This window comes from Endozoicomonas sp. PH6C, assembly GCF_059322965.1.
Window position 1 is genome coordinate 5,137,281 of record NZ_CP185342.1, and the last position, 20,258, is coordinate 5,157,538.

At 47.2% G+C, this 20,258-nt stretch carries 5 protein-coding genes; all 5 read right to left on the minus strand.

Annotated elements, in window-relative coordinates; genetic code table 11:
• Nucleotides 1–289 precede the first annotated feature (289 nt).
• Nucleotides 290–5,089: a hypothetical protein gene (locus ACOMG9_RS18905; RefSeq protein WP_494529242.1), complete on the minus strand. Its 4,800-nt coding sequence runs from the start codon at nucleotides 5,087–5,089 to the stop codon at nucleotides 290–292.
• Between the two features lie 557 nt (nucleotides 5,090–5,646).
• Nucleotides 5,647–9,732, minus strand: coding sequence for a hypothetical protein (locus ACOMG9_RS18910; RefSeq protein WP_494529243.1), 4,086 nt, complete (start codon nucleotides 9,730–9,732; stop codon nucleotides 5,647–5,649).
• A 662-nt stretch (nucleotides 9,733–10,394) separates the two neighbouring features.
• Nucleotides 10,395–13,706, minus strand: coding sequence for a hypothetical protein (locus ACOMG9_RS18915; protein WP_494529244.1), 3,312 nt, complete (start codon nucleotides 13,704–13,706; stop codon nucleotides 10,395–10,397).
• 5 nt (nucleotides 13,707–13,711) lie between these two features.
• Nucleotides 13,712–15,274, minus strand: a complete 1,563-nt coding sequence (locus tag ACOMG9_RS18920) for a hypothetical protein (protein WP_494529245.1) — start codon at nucleotides 15,272–15,274, stop codon at nucleotides 13,712–13,714.
• 224 nt (nucleotides 15,275–15,498) lie between these two features.
• A complete protein-coding gene (locus ACOMG9_RS18925; protein WP_494529246.1) occupies nucleotides 15,499–20,232 on the minus strand; it encodes a hypothetical protein in 4,734 nt (1,577 codons plus the stop codon).
• Between the last annotated feature and the right edge of the window lie 26 nt (nucleotides 20,233–20,258).

Genomic DNA, 20,258 nt, shown 5'->3' on the forward strand with positions numbered 1-20,258 from the left:
CCGACTAATTCCACTGCATGCAGCGGCCCACCAAATATTATCGTCACCAGCAGTGATCGAACTCTCGATATGGCCGTTTTGTTTTTTTGTGAGCGTTTCATAGATCCTGGCTTAAAAAATCAGCTTCTGTGAATCCATTAGCCATTGGGAAAAATTTGTGCGTCGTCCGGCTCAGGCCTATTGATTGACGTTTGCGGCAGACTTTATAGCAGCTCACTGGCGAGCTTGCCATAAACGGATTTGGCAGACAGTTTGTTTTTAGAAGCTTTATCAGGCGACACAAGTCTTTTTAGAAAATACTCCCACACCCATCAAGCAACTCCAGTTCCTGACAACCTTTATAAACATCAGGATCAACATCTGATAATAAAGGGTCTTGCTTTTTTAACTGTTCTATTTTGCTGCACGCCCGTTGCCTCCACACTTCCAATATGTGGGTAGCGCTATCGATTTTGGCTTTTTTAAGGAGAGTCACTGTATGCATAAGCTCCATTTCGCTCTCGTACTCCTCCAGTAAATTCAGTATTTCGCTGCCAAAAATTTCTGTCTGGTTGAGCTTTAACCATAAACTGCCAAACGCCTGTTTTTGTGGTTCCAATTCATTCTCTGGCTGACATGCTTCAGCTTGCCTGGATTGTACGTTATCCAGTTTCTGCCATTGATCTGCAGTCAAATAATAGTGTTCAGCTATCCCGGTGATTTTCAATACAGTCCTGAACTGCTCCTCTGACCAGTTGCTGATGGCCATTTTTTCATCCTGTATTTTCAGCTGTGGCATTGGAAAGCGGTAGTTTTGAACTCTGCCACTTGGTAATTCAACCTCAAGCCATTGCCCTTTGACGGTAAAAGACATCTCATTGAGGTTCTGCATCAAAACAGAGATATAGCTCAGGGCCAACTGTTCTCCAGATTGGATAAGTCCGGAGACAGGTATCTCAACATGGTTGTTGTCGGTCGTTTGCATCCCGGACAAAAAGTGATCGGGGATCTCGTTATCCCAGGGTAGAAGACTATGGGTTTTGAGCAGCGCTTCGAACAGTATCTGGATACCTTCTTTGGTAATGTCATGGGTTTTTAGTTGCAGGCAGGCTTTAAGCAGCTTGTTTAACCAATGGGAAGAATGCTCTTTGCTGAGTTTTTGCAGAGCACTCAACGAGGGAAACAGGTCGAATACAGCCTGGGCATGGCTGGCATCCAGAAAACGCAGCTGATGATCCTTTGTTAAGGGTTGCAGGATTTCCAGATAGAGCCTTTGCATAGAGTCGAGTTTCAGCACCGCCGATAATGGTTGTAACAGGGCTGAGTATTGCTCCCATAATCTTTTATCTGGCAACGACTTCAGCCGCTTGGCAAAATAGACAAAACGCTCCCTGTCTTCATCGGAAGAACACAGAAACATTGCTCTATTTAACACCCGCAAAGGCACGGCTTTCATTGAATGACGCCACAAAAAATGCCGATCCAGTTGATTAGCCTGAAGGTAACGTTTGACGCTTTTCCCTCCGGAAGAAGATAAAAATCCTATCAATGATTCCAGCATCAGAAGCGTTTTAGTCTCTTTATGCAATTGGCAGAACTGTTTTAAAACCGTCCATTTTAGCGACCAGTCTGGCTTAGGGGTGGAAAGATAAAGAGCGACTGTTTTTATCTGGCAATTGTATTTATCATCTCCTTCATTATCCCGGTTGCTGTGTTCTCCGGTAAGTTCTGTAAGCAGTAACTGTTTCAGTTGTGTTTCCCGGTGTTGCAGCAGCTTGATAGCAGGTAGCCCTGCTGATACCCAGAGCCTGGACATGATTTGCAGTAGCCTGTGATTGGGCGCCCCACGGCAATCTATCCAGTCCAGCACTTTTTTCACAGGCTCATGTTTGGGCAAGCCTTGGCCGTGATTCATAGACGAGAAAACGCGGAACAGCTTCATATTGAGCTCGACACCCTTGTGTTGCCATTCAGACCAGCCGAGCACTTCTTTCACTTTCTCATGTTTGAGCATACCTCTGCCATTATTCATGGATGAAAAGGCGCGGAACAACTCCATACTGAACTCGCCATCCTTGTGTTTCCATTCAGGCCAACCCAACATCTCTTTCACTTCCTTTTGTTTGAGCATGCCTCTGCCACTATTCATGGACGAGAAGGCGCAGAACAGCTCCATAATGAACTCGCCATCCTTGTCTTTCCATTCCAGCCAGCCCAGCACCTCTTTCACTTCCTCTTGTTTGAGCATGCCTTTGCCATGATTCATAGATGAGAAGGCGCGGAACAGCTCCATATTGAACTCGCCATCCTTGTCTTTCCATTCCGCCCAGTCCAGCACCTCTTTCACTTCCTCTTGTTTGAGCATGCCTTTGCCATGATTCATAGACGAGAAGGAGCGGAACAGCTCCATAATGAACTCGCCATCCTTGTCTTTCCATTCCGGCCAGCCCAACATCGCTTTCACTTCCTTTTTTTTGAGCACGCCTTTACCATTGTTCATGGATGAGAAGGAGCGGAACAGCTCAATATTGAACTCACCATGCTTGTCTTTCCATTCCGACCAGGACAGCACCTCTTTCACTTCCTCTTGTTTGAGCAAGCCCTTGCGATGATTCATAGACGAGAAGGAGCGGAACAGCTCCATATTGAACTCGCCATCCTTGTCCTTCCATTCCGGCCAGCCCAGCACCTCTTTCACTTCCCTGTGTTTGAACATGTCTTTCTGACTATGCATGGATGAGAAGGAGCGGAACAGCTCCATATTGAACTCGCCATCCTTGTCTTTCCATTCCGGCCAACCCAGCACCTCTTTCACTTCGTTTTTTTTGAGCACGCCTTTACCATTGTTCATGGATGAGAAGGAGCGGAACAGCTCCATATTCAACTCGCCATTCTTGTCTCTCCATTCCAGCCAGCCCAGCACGTCTTTCACTTCCTCATGTTTAATCATGCCCTTGCTGCTATTCATGGAGGAAAAAGCGCGGAACAGCTCAATGTTGAACTCGCCATTCTTGTCTTTCCATTCCGGCCAGCCCAGCACCTCTTTCACTTGCTCATGAGTGGGCAAGCCTTTACCATTGTTCATGGATGAGAAGGAGCGTAATAGCTCCATACTGAACTCGCCATCCTTGTCTTTCCATTCCGACCAGGCCAGCACCTCTTTCACTTGCTCATGTTTGAGCATGCCTTTACCATTGTTCGTGGATGAGAAGGAACGGAACAGCTCCATATTGAACTCACCATTCTTGTCCTTCCATTCCGGCCAACCCAACATCTCTTTCACTTCCTTTTGTTTGAGGATGCCTTTGCCACTATTCATGGATGAGAAGGAGCGGAAAAGCTCCATACTGAACTCGCCCTCCCTGTCTTTCCATTCCGACCAACCCAGCACCTCTTTCACTTGCTCATGTTTCAGGATGCCTTTGCCATGGTTCATAGACGAGAAGGAACGGAACAACTCCATACTGAACTCGCCATCCTCGTCTTTCCATTCCGGCCAGCCCAGCACCTCTTTCACTTCCTCTTGTTTGAGCATGCCTTTACCACTGTTCATGGATGAGAAGGCGCGGAACAGCTCAATACTGAACTCGCCATCCTTGTCTTTCCATTCCGACCAGGCCAGCACCTCTTTCACTTCCTCATGTTTGAGCATGCCTTTACTACTGTTCATGGATGATAAGGAGCGGAACAGTTCCATACTGAACTTGCCATTCTTGTCTTTCCACTCCGGCCAGCCCAGCACCTCTTTCACTTGTTCATGTTTCAGCATGCCTTTGCCACAATTCATTGACGAGAAGGATCGGAACAACTTCGTATTAAACTCACCATCCCTGTCTTTCCATTCTGGCCAGCCCAGTATTGCTTTCACTTCCTTATTTGTGGGCACACCTTTGCCATTATTCATGGACGAGAAAGAAGTCACTACATCTAAATTCGCTAAATATTCGAGTTCATCCTGGCTACGCTCTGCAAAACTACGGATATGTTTTTTGCAATTATTCAGCATGCTGGTCAGCATGCCTGTATTTTTGACGTTTTTAGAAAGGTGCCCAAAAAAGGCGGCGGCATTATCGAAGAAGCCATTAAAAGAATCTCTATCTACGAAACCAAGCAGCATATAAAAAGTGTTTTTTACAGTGATGTTTTTTTTCTTGAATACCGCCACCAGGGTTTGCACTTTTTTCAGCTCTTCCTGACTTAGTTCGTACCTGATATTTGCTTTTATTTTTTCTAACGGATCATCGGGAATTTGAGTATCTGGCGGTTTCTTTTTTTTGGCCGCTGGTTCAGCAACAGCTGTTGAATTATTTCTCTTTCTACCCGGGCCCTTCTTTTTTTTCGGAGCAGGTTCTGGTGAATCCGGTTCTGCTTCTTCCCTGATTTGTCTTACCCTTTTGTTACCTTGAATGCCCGACAGGCACTTGTTGCACAACAACGCTGAAGCTGCTGCCTGATTTGCTACACGTTCTAATTCCTGTGGATTCAATGCCTTGTCACACTTCGAACAAGCGACAACCGAATTCCCGGTATGCTGCTCAGCTGAGGGTTTCAGTGGGTCATCGCCTCCACGACCATTGGCGCCTGTCGAACCGGTTCCCCTTTTACGGGCGGCAGATCCGCTTGTCTGGCTGGCCTGATTTGTTGTCGCGGTCGTTGATGCTTTGGTCGTTCGGGAGGATTTGCTCTTTTTCCCGTTGCCCACCTGAAGGCCAGAATATTTGCCAGAAACCATCTCACGGTAAACTCTGAGTTCCTGGCCATCCTCTGCCAGCCATGTCTGAACCTGCCCCGGTTGAATCGTAGCAGGGTCTGACCTTTCCAGATCAAGAAGATCGGCTTCAATCACCATGATCCGGTCTGACAAAATCCGGGCCAGCGTGGTTTGGCCTGTCATAATCGCCCATAGTCGTTTGATTTGTAATATTACAAGCAGTTGCTTTTTTTGCTGCAGACAAGTTTGGACAGGATCAGGAACAAGGGTAAGGACAGGTTGGGGCTTTGGGTAAGGACTCCCGCTGTTTCCGTCAGGTGGCTTATTGTCATCATCACCACCGGCGGCGCCCCCGACGATCAGCGCATTGGAAGTGTTCTCCAGAACTTCAGGGGGCACGTAAAACTCCAACAACTCGTTCCCAGGCTCCGGAGGCTGTCGCAAAAGCCCAACAACTCGTTCCCACGCTCTGCGTGGGAATGCATACCTCCCCTGAAAAGCGGACTCTGCAGCTCGAGATAGGTATGGGTTCCCACGCCTGGGGCCCACAGGGCCTAAAAGCATGGGAACCAGAGTTCTGTGACACCCTCGAAGAGGATCGGGCTGTTCAGGTTCAGCCAACTTATGGGAATACAGGAAATGAGCGGGTAGCGGGCTTGACCCGAATAATTCCAATGCATGCAGCGAATCCCCAAACAACATCGTCACTAGCAGAAGCAGTGATCGGACCATCGAGCAGGCAGCTTTTTTTTGTTGTGAGCGTCTCATAGATCCAGGCTAATAAAATCAGCTTCTGTGAATCCATTCGCCAGTGGAAAAAATTCGTACGTCATCCGGCTTAAGCCTGATGATTCACGTTTACGCTAGATTTTATAGCACCGCACTGGCAAGCTTGCCATGAACGGATTTGGCAGACAGTTTGTTTTCAGAAGCCTTATCAGACGACACAAGTCTTTTTAGAAAATACTCCCACACCCATCAAGCAACTCCAGTTCCTGACAACCTTTATAAACATCAGGATCAACATCTGATAATAAAGGGTCTTGCTTTTTTAACTGTTCTATTTTGTTGCACGCCCGTTGCCTCCATGCTTCCAGTATGTGGCTAGCGCTATCGATTTTGGCTTTTTTAAGGAGTGTCACTGTATGCATAAGCTCCATTTCGCTCTCGTACTCCTCCAGTAAATTCAGTATTTCGGTGCCAAAAATTTCTGTCTGGTTCAGCTTTAACCATAAACTGCCAAACATCTGTTTTTGTGATTCCAATTCATTCTCTGGCTGACATGCTTCAGCTTGCCTGGATTGAACGTTATCCAGTTTCTGCCATTGATCTGCAATCAAATAATAGTGTTCAGATATCCCGGTGATTTTTAAAACAGTCCTGAACTGCTCTTCTGACCAGTTGCTGATGGCCATTTTTTCATCCTGTATTTCCAGCTGTGGCATTGGAAAGCGGTAGTTTTGAACTCCGTCACCTGGCACCTCAACCTCAAGCCACTGCCCTTTGACGGTAAAAGACATCTCATTGAGGTTCTGCATCAACACAACGATATAGCTCAGGGCCAACTGTTCTCCTGACTGGATTAGTCCGGAGACAGGTATCTCAACATGGTTATTGTCGGTCGTTTGCATCCCGGACAAAAAGTGATCGGGGATATCGTGATCCCAGGGTAGAAGACTATGGGTTTTGAGCAACGCTTCAAACAGTATCTGGATGCCTTCTTTGGTGATGTCATGGGTTTTTAGTTGCAGGCAGGCTTCAAGCAGCTTGCTTAACCAATGGGAAGAATGCTCTTTGCTGAGTTTTTGCAGGGCGCTTAACGAGGGAAACAGGTCGAACACAACGCGGGCGTGGCTGGCATCCAGAAAACGCAGCTGATCATCCTTTGTTAAGGGTTGCAGGATTTCCAGATAGAGCCCTTGCATATATTCGAATTTCAGCACTCCTGACAATGGTTGCAACAGAGCTGAATACTGCTCCCATAATCTTTTATCTGGCAATGACTTCAGCCGCTTGGCAAAATAGACAAAACGCTCCCTGTCTTCATCGGAAGAACACAGGAACATTGCTCTATTTAACACGCGCAAAGGCACGGTTTTCATTGAATGACGCCACAAAAAATGCCGCTCCAGTTGATTAGCCTGAAGGTAGCGTTTGACGCTTTTCCCTCCGGAAGAAGATAAAAGTCCTATCAATGATTCCAGCATCAGAAGCGTTTTAGCCTCTTTATGCAATTGGCAGAACTGTTTTAAAACCGTCCATTTTAGCGACCAGTCTGGCTTAGGGGTGGAAAGATAAAGAGCGACTGTTTTTATCTGACGATTGTATTTATCATCCCCTTCTTTATCCGGGTTGCTGTGTTCTCCGGTAAGTTCTTTAAGCAGTAATTGTTTCAGTTGTGTTTCCCAGTGTTGCAGCAGCTTGATAGCAGGTAGCCCTTCTGATACCCATAGCCTGGGCATGATTTGCAGTAGCCTGTGATTGGGCACCCCCCGGCAATCTATCCAGTCCAGCACTTTTTTCAATGGCTCATGTTTCGGCAAGCCCTGGCTGTGATTCATGGACGAGAAAGCGCGGAACAACTTCATATTGAACTCGCCATCCTTGTGTTTCCATTCAGACCAGCCGAGCACCTCTTTCACTTTCTCATGTTTGAGCATGCCTCTGTTATTATTCATGGATGAAAAGGCGCGGAACAACTCCATACTGAACTCGCCATCCTTGTTTTTCCATTCAGGCCAACCCAACATCTCTTTCACTTCCTTTTGTTTGAGCATACCTTTGCCACTATTCATGGATGAGAAAGAACGGAACAGCTCCATACTGAACTCTCCATTCTTGTCTTTCCATTCAGGCCAACCCAACATCTCTTTCACTTCCTTTTGTTTGAGCATGCCTTTGCCACTATTCATGGATGAGAAAGAACGGAACAGCTCCATACTGAACTCGCCATCCTTGTCTTTCCATTCCGGCCAGCCCAGCACCTCTTTCACTTGCTCATGTTTGAGCATGCCTTTGCCACTGTTCATGGATGAGAAGGAACGGAACAGCTCCATACTGAACTCGCCATCCTTGTCTTTCCATTCCGGCCAGCCGAGCACCTCTTTCACTTCCTCATGTTTGAGCACGCCTTTGCCACTATTCATGGACGAGAAGGCGCAGAACAGCACCATATTGAACTCGCACTCCTTGTTTTTCCATTCAGGCCAGCCAAGCACTTCTTTCACTTGCTCATATTTGAGGATGCCTTTGCCATGATTCATAGATGAGAAGGCGCGCAACAGCTCTGTATTGAACTCGCCATCCTTGTCTTTCCATTCCGGCCAGCCCAGCACCTCTTTCACTTGCTCATGTTTGAGCATGCCTTTGCTATGATTCATGGACGAGAAGGAGCGGAAGAGTTCCATACTGAACTCGCCACCCTCGTCTTTCCATTCCGGCCAGCCAAGCACTTCTTTCACTTGCTCATGTTTGAGCATGCCTTTACCATTGTTCATGGATGAGAAGGGGCGGAACAACTCTATACTGAACTCGCCATCCTTGTCCTTCCATTCAGACCAACCCAACATCTCTTTCACTTCCTTTTTTTTGAGTATGCCTTTACTATTGTTCATGGATGAGAAGGAGCGGAACAGCTCAATGTTGAACCCACCATCCTTGTCCTTCCATTCCGGCCAGGACAGCATCTCTTTCACTTCCTCATGTTTGAGCATGCCTCTGCAATGATTCATGGATGAGAAGGCGCGGAACAGCTCCATACTGAACTCGCCATCCCTGTCTTTCCATTCCGGCCAGCCCAGCACCTTTTTCACTTCCTTTTTTTTGAGCACGCCTTTACCATTGTTCATGGATGAGAAGGCGCGGAACAGCTCCATATTGAACTCGCCATCCTTGTCTTTCCATTCCGGCCAGCCCAACACCTCTTTCACTTGCTCATATTTGAGCATGCCTTTGCTATTGTTCATTGACGAGAAGGATCGGAACAACTTCGTATTAAACCTGCCATCCCTGTCTTTCCATTCTGGCCAGCCCAGTATTGCTTTCACTTCCTCATGTGTGGGCACGCCTTTGCGATTATTCATGGACGAGAAGGAATTCAATACATCCAAACTTGCTAAATATTCGAGTTCACTCAGGCTACGTTCTGCGAAACAACGGATATGTTTTTTTTTATTGCCCAGCATGCTGGTCAGCATGCCTGTATCTTTGAAGTTTTCATAAAGGTGCCCAAAAAAGGCGGCGGCATTATCGAAGAAGCCATTAAAAGAATCTCTATCTACGAAACCAAGCAGCTTATAAAAAGTGTTTTTTACAGTGATGTTTTTTTTCTTGAATACCGCCATCAGGGTTTGCGCTTTTTGCAGCTCTTCCTGACTTAATTCGTACTTGATATTTGCTTTTATTTTTTCCAATGGGTCATCGGGGATCTGAGTGTCTGGCGGTTTCTTTTTTTTGGCCGGTGGTGCAGCAACAGCGGTTGAACTATTTCTCTTTCTACCCGGGCCCTTCTTTTTTTTCGGAGCGGGTTCTGATGAAACCGGTTCTGCTTCTTCCCGGATTCGTCTTACCCTTTTGTTACCTTGAATGCCCGACAGGCACTTGTCGCACAACAACGCTGAAGCTGCTGTCTGATTTGCTACACGTCCTAGCTCCTGTGGATTCAATACCTTGTCACACTTCGAACAAGCGACAACCGAATTTCCGGTATTCTGCTCAGCTGAGGGTTTTAGTGGGTCATCGCCTCCACGACCATTGACGCCTGTCGAACCGGTTCCCCTGTTACAGGCAGAAGGTCCGCTTGTCTGGCCGGTCTGACCTGTTGTTGCGGTCGTTGATGCTTTGGTCTTTCGGGAGGTTGTATTCTTTTTCACGTTACCCGTCTGTCGGCCAGAATATTTGCCAGAAACCATCTCATGGTAAACTCTGAGTTCCTGACCATTCTCTGCCAGCCATCTTTGAACCAGCCCCGGTTGCATCGTGCCAGGGTCTGGCCTTTCCAGATCAAGAAGATCGGCTTCAATCACCATAATCCGGTCTGACAAAATCCGGGCCAGCGTGGTTTGGCCTGTTATAATCGTCCATAGTCGTTTGATTTGCAATATTATAAGCAGTTGCTTTTTTTGCTGCCGACAAGTTTGGACAGGGTCAGGAATAAGGGTAAGGACAGGTTGGGGCTTTGGGTAAGGACTCCTGCTGTTTCTGTCAGGTGGCTTATCGTCATCCGGCGTGGGAATGCATATCCCCCCTGAAAGCCGGATACTGCGACTTGAGATAACATACGGGTCCCCACGTCTAGGGCCCACAGGGCCTAAAAGCATGGGAGTCAGGTTTTTTTGATGCCATCGAAGAGGGTCGGGCTGTTCAGATTCAGCCAACTTATGGGAATACAGAAAATAGGCGGGTAGCGGACTTGAGCCGACTAATTCCACTGCATGCAGCGGCCCACCAAATATTATCGTCACCAGCAGTGATCGAACTCTCGATATGGCCGTTTTGTTTTTTTGTGAGCGTTTCATAGATCCTGGCTTAAAAAATCAGCTTCTGTGAATCCATTCGCCATTGGGAAAAATTTGTGCGTCGTCCGGCTCAGGCCTATCGATTGACGTTTGCGGCAGACTTTATAGCAGCTCACTGGCGAGCTTGCCATAAACGGATTTGGCAGACAGTTTGTTTTTAGAAGCTTTATCAGGCGACACAAGTCTTTTTAGAAAATACTCCCACATCCATCAAGCAACTCCAGTTCCTGACAACCCTGATAAACATCAGGATCAACATCGGATAATAAAGGGTCTTGCTTTTTTAACTGTTCTATTTTGTTGCACGCCCGTTGCCGCCATTCTTCCAGTATGCAGTTATCGGTATCGATTTTGGCTTTTTTAAGGAGGGTCACTGTATGCATAAGCCCCATTTCGCTCTCATACTCCTCCAGTAAATTCAGTATTTCGGTGCCAAAAATTTCTGTTTGGTTGAGCTTTAGCCATAAACTGCCGAACGCCTGTTTTTGTGGTTCCAATTCATTTTCTGGCTGACATGCTTCAGCTTGCCTGGATTGAACGTTATCCAGTTTCTGCCATTGATCTGCAGTCAAATAATAGTGTTCAGATATCCCGGTGATTTTTAAAACAGTCCTGAACTGCTCTTCTGACCAGTTGCTGATGGCCATTTTTTCATCCTGTATTTCCAGCTGTGGCATTGGAAAGCGGTAGTTTTGAACTCCGTCACCTGGCACCTCAACCTCAAGCCACTGCCCTTTGACGGTAAAAGACATCTCATTGAGGTTCTGCATCAACACAACGATATAGCTCAGGGCCAACTGTTCTCCTGACTGGATTAGTCCGGAGACAGGTATCTCAACATGGTTATTGTCGGTCGTTTGCATCCCGGACAAAAAGTGATCGGGGATATCGTGATCCCAGGGTAGAAGACTATGGGTTTTGAGCAACGCTTCAAACAGTATCTGGATGCCTTCTTTGGTGATGTCATGGGTTTTTAGTTGCAGGCAGGCTTCAAGCAGCTTGCTTAACCAATGGGAAGAATGCTCTTTGCTGAGTTTTTGCAGAGCGCTCAACGAGGGAAACAGGTCGAATACAGCCCGGGCATGGCTGGCATCCAGAAAACGGAGCTGATCATCCTTTGTTAAGGGTTGCAGGATTTCCAGATAGAGTCTTTGCATAAAGTCGAGTTTCAGCACCGCCGATAAGGGTTGCAACCGGGCTGAGTACTGCTCCCATAGTCTTTTATCCGGCAATGACTTCAGCCGCTTGGCAAAATAGACAAAACGCTCCCTGTCTTCATCGGAAGAACACAGGAACATTGCTCTATTTAACACACGCAAAGGTACAGCTTTCATTGAATGACGCCACAAAAAATGCCGATCCTGTTGATTAGCCTGAAGGTAACGTTTGACGCTTTTCCCTCCGGAAGAAGATAAAAATCCTATCAATGATTCCAGCATCAGAAGCGTTTTAGTCTCTTTATGCAATTGGCAAAACTGTTTTAAAACAGTCCATTTTAGTAACCAGTCTGGCTTAGAGGTGGAAAGATAAAGAGCGACTTTTTTTATCTGGTGATTGCATTTGTCATCCTCTTCATTCTCTGAATCGCAATCGCCATCGTATTGGTCATCTCCTTTGTTATTCGAGTTGCTATGTTCTCCATTAAATTCTGTAGACAGCCACTGTTTCAATTGTGTTTCCTGGTGTTGGAGCACTTCAGTAGCAGGTAGCCCTTCTGATGCCCAGAGCCTGGTCATTATTTGCAGTAGACTATGATTGGGTGCCCCCCGGTAACGTATCCAGCCCAGCACTTTTTTTACATGCTCATGTTTGGGCAAGCCCTGGCGATTATTCATGGACGAGAAAGCCCGGAACAACTTCATATTGAACTGGCCAACCCTTTGTTTCCATTCCGGCCAGTTCAGCACCTCTTTCACTTGCTCATGTTTGAGCATGCCCTGGCCATTATTCATGGACGAGAAGGATCGGAACAACTTCGTATTAAACTCGCCATCCTTGTCTTTCCATTCCGACCAGCCCAGCGTCTCTTTCACTTGCTCATGTTTGAGCATGCCTTTGTTACTATTCATGGATGAGAAGGAGCGGAACAGCTCCATATTGAACTCGCCATCCTTGTCTTTCCATTCCGGCCAGCCCAGCACCGCTTTCACTTCCTTTTGTTTAAGCATGCCTTTGCAATGATTCATAGACGAGAAGGAATGGAACAACTTCGTATTAAACTCGTCATCTTTGTCTTTCCATTCCGGCCAGCCCAACAACTCTTTCACTTCCTTTTGTTTGAGCATGCCTTTGCCACTATTCATGGATGAGAAGGCGCGGAACAGCTCTATACTGAACTCGCCATCCTTGTCTTTCCATTCCGGCCAGCCCAGCACCTCTTTCACTTGCTCATGTTGAAGCATGCCTTTGCTTCTATTCATGGATGAGAAGGAGCGGAACAGCTCCATACTGAACTCGCCATCCTTGTCTTTCCATTCCGGCCAGCCCAGTACCTCTTTCACTTCTTTTTGTTTGAGCATGCCTTTGCTTCTATTCATGGATGAGAAGGAGCGGAACAGCTCTATACTGAACTCGCCATCCTTGTCCTTCCATTCCGGCCAACCCAGCACCTCTTTCACTTCTTTTTGTGTGAGCATACCTTTGCCACTATTCATGGATGAGAAGGAACGGAACAGCTCCATACTGAACTCGCCATCCTTGTCTTTCCATTGCGGCCAGTCCAGCACTGCTTTCACTTCCTCATGGTTGAGCAGGCCTTTTTTATTATTCATGGACGAGAAGGAGCGGAACAGCTCCATACTGAACTCGCCATCCTTGTCTTTCCATTCCGGCCAGTTCAGCACCTCTTTCACTTTCTCATGTTTGAGCATGCCTTTCCCATTATTCATGGACGAGAAGGAGCGGAACAGCTCCATATTGAACTCGCCATCCTTGTCTTTCCATTCCGGCCAGCCCAGCACCGCTTTCACTTCCTCATGATTGGGCAGGCTTTGGCCACTATTCATGGATGAGAAGGAGCGGAACAGCTCCATGCTAAACTTGCCATCCTTGTCTTTCCATTCCGGCCAGCCCAGCATCACTTTCACTTGCTCATGTTTGAGCATACCTTTGCAATGATTCATAGACGAAAAGGCGCGGAACAGCTCCATACTGAACTCGCCATCCTTGTCTTTCCATTCCGGCCAGCCCAGCACCCCTTTCACTCGCTCATGTTTGAGCATGCCTCTGCCACTATTCATGGATGAGAAGGAGCGGAACAGCTCCATACTGAACTCGCCATCCTTGCGCTTCCATTCCGGCCAGCCCAGCACCTCTTTCACTTCTTCATGTTTGGGCAAACCCTGGCCATTATTCATGGACGAAAAAGAGCGGAACAGTTCGATATTGAACTCGCCTTCCTTGTCTTTCCATTCCGGCCACCCCATTATTGCTTTCACTTCCTTATGTGTGGGCACACCTTTGCGACTATTCATGGACGAGAACGAAGTCAATACATCCAAACTCGCTAAATATTCGAGTTCACTCTGGCTACGCTCTGCAAAACTACGAATATGTTTTTTTTATTATGTAGCATGCTGGTCAGCATGCCTGTACTTTTGAAGTGTTCAGAAAGATGCCAAAAAAAAACGATCGCATTATCGAAGAAGCCATTAAGTGAACTTCTTTCTACAAAGTCGAGCAGTTTATAAAAAGTGGGCTTGACTGTGATGTTTTTTTCCTTGAATACCTCCATCAGGGTTTGCACTTTTTCCAGCGCTTCCTTGCTTAATTCGTACTTGATGTTTTCTTTTACTTTTTCCAATGGGTCATCGGGGGTCTGAGTGTCTGTCGCTTTCTTTTTTTTGGCCGATGGTGCAGCAACTGCTTTTGATGCTTTTCTCTTTCTACTCAAGCTCTTGTTTTTTTTCTGAGGAGGTTCCGATGAATCCGGCTCTGTTTCTTCCGGGTTTCGTCTTGCTCTTTTTTTAGCATGAGTGCCCGACAGACACTTATTGCATAAAAACACTGAGGCAGTTGCCTCATTCGTTATTCGTCTTAATTCCTGTGTATTCAGTGCCCTGTTACACTTGGAACAAGTGACAATTGAACTTCCGGTATCCTGCTCAACCGAAGGTTCCAGTGGGTCATCGTCTCCACGACCACTGCCGCCTGTCGAACCAGTTCTCCGGTCACGGGCAGTAGATTCGCTCATCTGGCCGGTCTGACCTGTTGTCGCAGTCGTTGATGCTTTGGTCGTTCGGGAGGGTGAATTCTTTTTCCCGTTACCCGTCTGTCGGCCAGAATATTTGCCAGAAACAATCTCACAGTAAACTCTGAGTTCCTGACCATCCTCTGCCAGCCATGTCTGAACCTGCCCCGGTTGAATCGTAGCAGGGTCTGACCTTTCCAGATCAAGAAGATCGGCTTCAATCACCATGATCCGGTCTGACAAAATCCGGGCCAGCGTGGTTTGGCCTGTGATAATCGACCATAGTCGTTTGATTTGTAATATTATAAGCAGTTGCTTTTTTTGCTGCAGACAAGTTTGGACAGGATCAGGAATAAGGGTAAGGTCAGGTTTGCGCTCTGGTTCAGGACTCCCAATGTTTCCGTTAGGTGGCTTATCGTCATCACCTCCTCCGGCGGCGCCGCTGACGATCAGTCCATTAGAAGTTTTCTCCAAAACTTCAGGGGGCACGTAAAGCTCCAACAACTCCTTCCCAGGCTCCGGAGGCTGTCGCAAAAGCCCAACAACTCGTTCCCATGCTCTGAGGTCGTCATTCCCGCGAAGGCGGGAATCCAGCGCCAACGGTGGATCCCTGCCTTCTCGGGGATGACAAGGCCAGGGGGGCACCGGGCAGGATGGTTCTGGTGGTGAGTCAGTGTGGATTCCCGCCTTCGCGGGAATGAAGCCGGGAATGACGGGAGTCAACTCGTGACACCCTCGAAGAGGATCGGGCTGTTCAGGTTCAGCCAACTTATTGGAATACAGGAAATAAGCTGGTAGCGGGCTTGAGCCGACTAATTCCAATGCCTGCAGCGAATCCCTAAACAACACCATCGCTAGCAGAATCAGTGATCGGACCATCGAGCAGGCAGCTTTTTTTTGTTGTGAGCGTCTCATAGATCCCGGCTAATAAAATCAGCTTCTGTGAATCCATTCGCTAGTGGAAAAAATTCGTACGTCATCCGGCTTAGGCCTGATGGTTCACGTTTGCGCTAGATTTTATAGCACCGCACTGGCAAGCTTGCCATAAACAGATTTGGCAGACAGTTTGTTTTTGGAAGCCTTATCAGACGACACAAGTCTTTTTAGAAAATACTCCCACACCCATCAAGCAACTCCAGTTCCTGACAACCCTGATAAACATCAGGATCAACATCGGATAATAAAGGGTCTTGCCTTTTTAACTGTTCTATTTTTCTGCACGCCCGTTGCCGCCATTCTTCCAGTATGCAGTCATCGGTATCGATTTTGGCTTTTTTAAGGAGGGTCACTGTATGCATAAGCTCCATTTCGCTCTCGTACTCCTCCAGTAAATTCAGTATTTCGGTGCCAAAAACTTCTGTCTGGTTGAGCTTTAACCATAAACTGCCAAACGCCTGTTTTTGTGGTTCCAATTCATTCTCTACCTGACATGCTTCAGCTTGCCTGAATTGAACGTTATCCAGTTTCTGCCATTGATCTGCGGTCAAATAATAGTGTTCAGATATCCCGGTGATTTTCAAAACAGTCCTGAACTGCTCTTCTGACCAGTTGCTGATAGTCATTTTTTCATCCTGTATTTCCAGCTGTGGCATTGGAAAGCGGTAGTTTTGAACTCTGCCACTTGGTAATTCAACCTCAAGCCATTGCCCTTTGACGGTAAAAGACATCTCATTGAGGTTCTGCATCAACACTGCAATATAACTCAGGGCCAACTGTTCTCCTGTTTGGATAAGACCGGAGACAGATATCTCAACATGGTTATTGTCGTTTGTTCGCATCCCGGACAGAAAGTGATCGGGAATATCGTTATTCCAGGGTAGAAGACTATGGGTTTTGAGCAGCGCTTCAAACAGTATCTGGATGCCTTCTTTGGTGATGTCATGGGTTTTTAGTTGCAGGCAGGCTTCAAGCAGCTTCTTTAACCAGTGGGAAGAATGCTCTTTGCTGAGTTTTTGCAGAGCACTCAACGAGGGAAACAGGTCGAATACAGCCCGGGCATGGCTGGCATCCAGAAAACGCAGCTGATCATCCTTTGTTAAGGGTTGCAGGATTTCCAGATAGAACCTTTGCATAGAGTCGAGTTTCAGTACCGCCGATAATGGTTGCAACCGGGCTGAGAAATGCTTCCATAGTCTTTTATCCGGCAATGACTTGAGCCGCTTGGCGAAATAGACAAAACGCTCCCTGTCTCCATCGGAAGAACACAGAAACATTGCTCTATTTAACACGCGCAAAGGCACGGCTTTCATTGAATGACGCCACAAAAAATGCCGATCCTGTTGATTAGCCTGAAGGTAGCGCCGGACGCTTTCCCCTCCGGAAGAAGATAAAAGCCCTATCAATGATTCAAGCATCAGAACCGTTTTAGTCTTTTTATGGAGTTGGCAGAACTGTTTTAAAACCGTCCATTTTAGTAACCAGTCTGGCTTAGGGGTGGAAAGATACAGAGTGACTGTTTTTATCTGGCGATTGCATTTGTCATCCTCTTCATTCTCTGAATCGCTATCGTATTGGTCATCTCCTTTATTATTCGAGTTGTTATGTCCTCCAGTAAATTCTGTAGACAGCCACTGTTTCAGTTGTCTTTCCTGATGTTGGAGCACTTCGGTAGCAGGTAGCCCTTCTGATCCCCAGAGCCTGGTCATAATTTGCAGTAGACTACGATTGGGTACCCTTCGATAACGTATCCAGCCCAGCATTTTTTTTACATGCTCATGTTTGGGCAAGCTCTTGCCATTATTTATAGACGAAATAGCGCGGAACAACTTCATATTGAACTGGTTATCCTTGTGTTTCCATTCCGGCCAGTTCAGTACCTCTTTCACTTCCCCATGTTTGAGCATGCCTTTTCTATGATTTATGGACGAGAAGGCGCGGAACAGCTCCATGTTGAACTCGCCATCCTTGTCTTTCCATTCCGGCCAGCCCAGCACCTCTTTCACTTGCTCATTTTTGAGCATTCCTCTGCCACTATTCGTGGACGAGAAGGCGCGGAACAGCTCCATATTGAACTCGCCATCCTTGTCTTTCCATTCCGGCCAGCCCAGCACCTCTTTCACTTGCTCATGTTTGAGCATGCCTTTGCCATGATTCATAGACGAGAAGGCGCGGAACAGCTCCATGTTGAACTCGCCATCCTTGTCTTTCCATTCCGGCCAGCCGAGCAACTCTTTCACTTGCTCATGTTTGAGCATTCCTCTGCCACTATTCGTGGACGAGAAGGCGCGGAACAGCTCCATAGTAAACTCGCCATCCTTGTCTTTCCATTCCGGCCAGCCCAGCACCTCTTTCACTTGCTCATGTTTGAACATGCCTCTGCCACTATTCGCGGACGAGAAGGCGCGGAACAGCTCCATATTGAACTCGCCATCTTTGTCTTTCCATTCCGGCCAGCCCAGCATCTGTTTCACTTGCTCATGTTTGGGCATGCCTTTGCGATTGTTCATAGACGAGAAGGCTCGGAACAGCTCCATAGTGAACTCACCATCCTTGTCTTTCCATTCCGGCCAGCCCAGTACCTCTTTGACTTCCTTTTGTTTGAGCATGCCTTTACCATTGTCCATGGATGAGAAGGAGCGGAACAGCTCCAGATTAAACTCGCCATCCTTGTCTTTCCATTCCGGCCAGCCCAGCAACTCTTTCACTTGCTCATGTTTGAGCATGCCTTTGCCATGATTCATAGACGAGAAGCAGCGGAACAGCTCCATACTGAACTCGCCAACCTTGTCGTTCCATTCCGGCCAGCCCACCACCTTTTTCACTTGCTCATGTTTGAGTATGCCTTTGCCACTATTAATGGATGAGAAGGAGCGGAACAGCTCCATATTGAACTCGCCATCCTTGTCTTTCCATTCCGGCCAGCCCAGCACCTCTTTCACTTGCTCATGTTTGAGCATGCCTTTGCCATGATTCATAGACGTGAAGAAGCGGAACAGCTCCAAACTGAACTCGCCATCCTTGTCGTTCCATTCCAGCCAGCCCAGTACCTCTTTCAATTCCCCATGTTTGAGCATGCCTTTGCAATGATTCATAGACGAAAAGGCGCGGAACAGCTCCATACTGAACTCGCCATCCTTGTCTTTCCATTCCGGCCAGCCCAGCAACTCTTTCACTTGCTCATGTTTGAGCATGCCTCTGCCACTATTCATAGATGTGAAGGAGCGGAACAACTCTATACTGAACTCGCCATCCTTGCCCTTCCATTCCGGCCAGCCCAGTACCTCTTTCACTACTTCATGTTTGGGCAAGCCCTGGCCATTGTTCATGGACGAAAAAGAGCGGAACAGTTCGATATTGAACTCGCCTTCCTTGTTTTTCCATTCCGGCCAGCCCAGTATTGCTTTCACTTCCTTTCGCGTGGGCACACCTTTGCAACTATTCATGGACGAGAAGGTAGTCAATACGTCCAGACTCGCTAAATATTCGAGTTCACTCTGGCTACGCTCTGCAAAACTACGGATATGTTTTTTTTTATTATTTAGCATACCGGTCAGCGTGCCTGTATTTTTGATAGTTTCAGAAGAGTGCCCAAAAAAAATGATCGCATTATCGAAGAAGTCATTAAATGAACCTCTCTCTACAAAGCTGAGGAGTTTATAAAAAGTGGACTTAACTGTGATGTTTTTTTTCTTGAATACCTCCATCAGGCTTTGTGCTTTTTCCAACGCTTCCTTGCTTAATTCGTACTTGATGTTTTCTTTTACTTTTTCCAATGAGTCATCGGGAATCTGAGTTTCTGTCGCTTTCTTTTTTTTGGCCGGTGGTGCAGCAGCTGCTTTTGATGTATTTCTCTTTCTACTCAAGCCCTTGTGTTTTTTTTGAGGAGGTTCCGATGAATCCGGCTCTGTTTCTTCCGGGTTTCGTCTTGCTCTTTTTTTACCATGAGTGCCCGACAGACACTTATTGCATAAAAACACTGAGGCAGTTGCCTCATTGGTTATTCGTCTTAATTCCTGTGTATTCAGTGCCCTGTTACACTTGGAACAAGTGACAACTGAACTTCCGGTATCCTGCTCAACCGAAGGTCCCAGTGGGTCATCATCTCCACGACCACTGCCGCCTCTCGAACCAGTTCCCCGGTCACGGGCAGCAGATTCGCTCATCTGGCCGGTCTGACCTGTTGTCGCAGTCGTTGATGCTTTGGTCGTTCGGGAGGGTGAATTCTTTTTCCCGTTACCCGTCTGTCGGCCAGAATATTTGCCAGAAACCATCTCACGGTAAACTCTGAGTTCCTGACCATTCTCTGCCAGCCATGTCTGAATCAGCCCCGGTTGAATCGTGCCAGGGTCTGACCTTTCCAGATCAAGAAGATCAGCTTCAATCACCATGATCCGGTCTGACAAAATCCGCGCCAGCGTGGTCTGGCCTGTCATAATTGTCCAATGTCGTTTGATTCGTAATATTAGAAGCAGTTGCTTTTTTTGCCGCAGACAAGTTTGGACAGGATCAGGAATAAGGGTAAGGTCAGGTTGGGGTTCTGGGTCAGGACTCCCGCTGTTTCCGTCAGGTGGCTTATCGCCGCCACCTCCCCCGCCAGCGCCCGTGGCGATCAGCATGTTGGAATTATTCACCAGGACTTCAAGGGGCTCAGCAACAAGATCAATGCGGTGTGTTGGCTTCATTGATAACACCGGGGAGAGAGGCCGCTTGAGAGACTGAAGAGGTCTGTTATTCGGCAGCAACTGCAGCAAACTGAGGGTGAACTGCATAAAATCAAACGGAAGAGGAATGGGCTGTTCAGGTTCAAACAACTTATCGGTATACAAGAAATGTGCTGGCATCGGGCCTGAGCCGACCAGTTCCACGGCAGGCAGCGACTCCCCAAACATTATTGTCATTAGCAGAAGCAGTGATCGTACCCTCG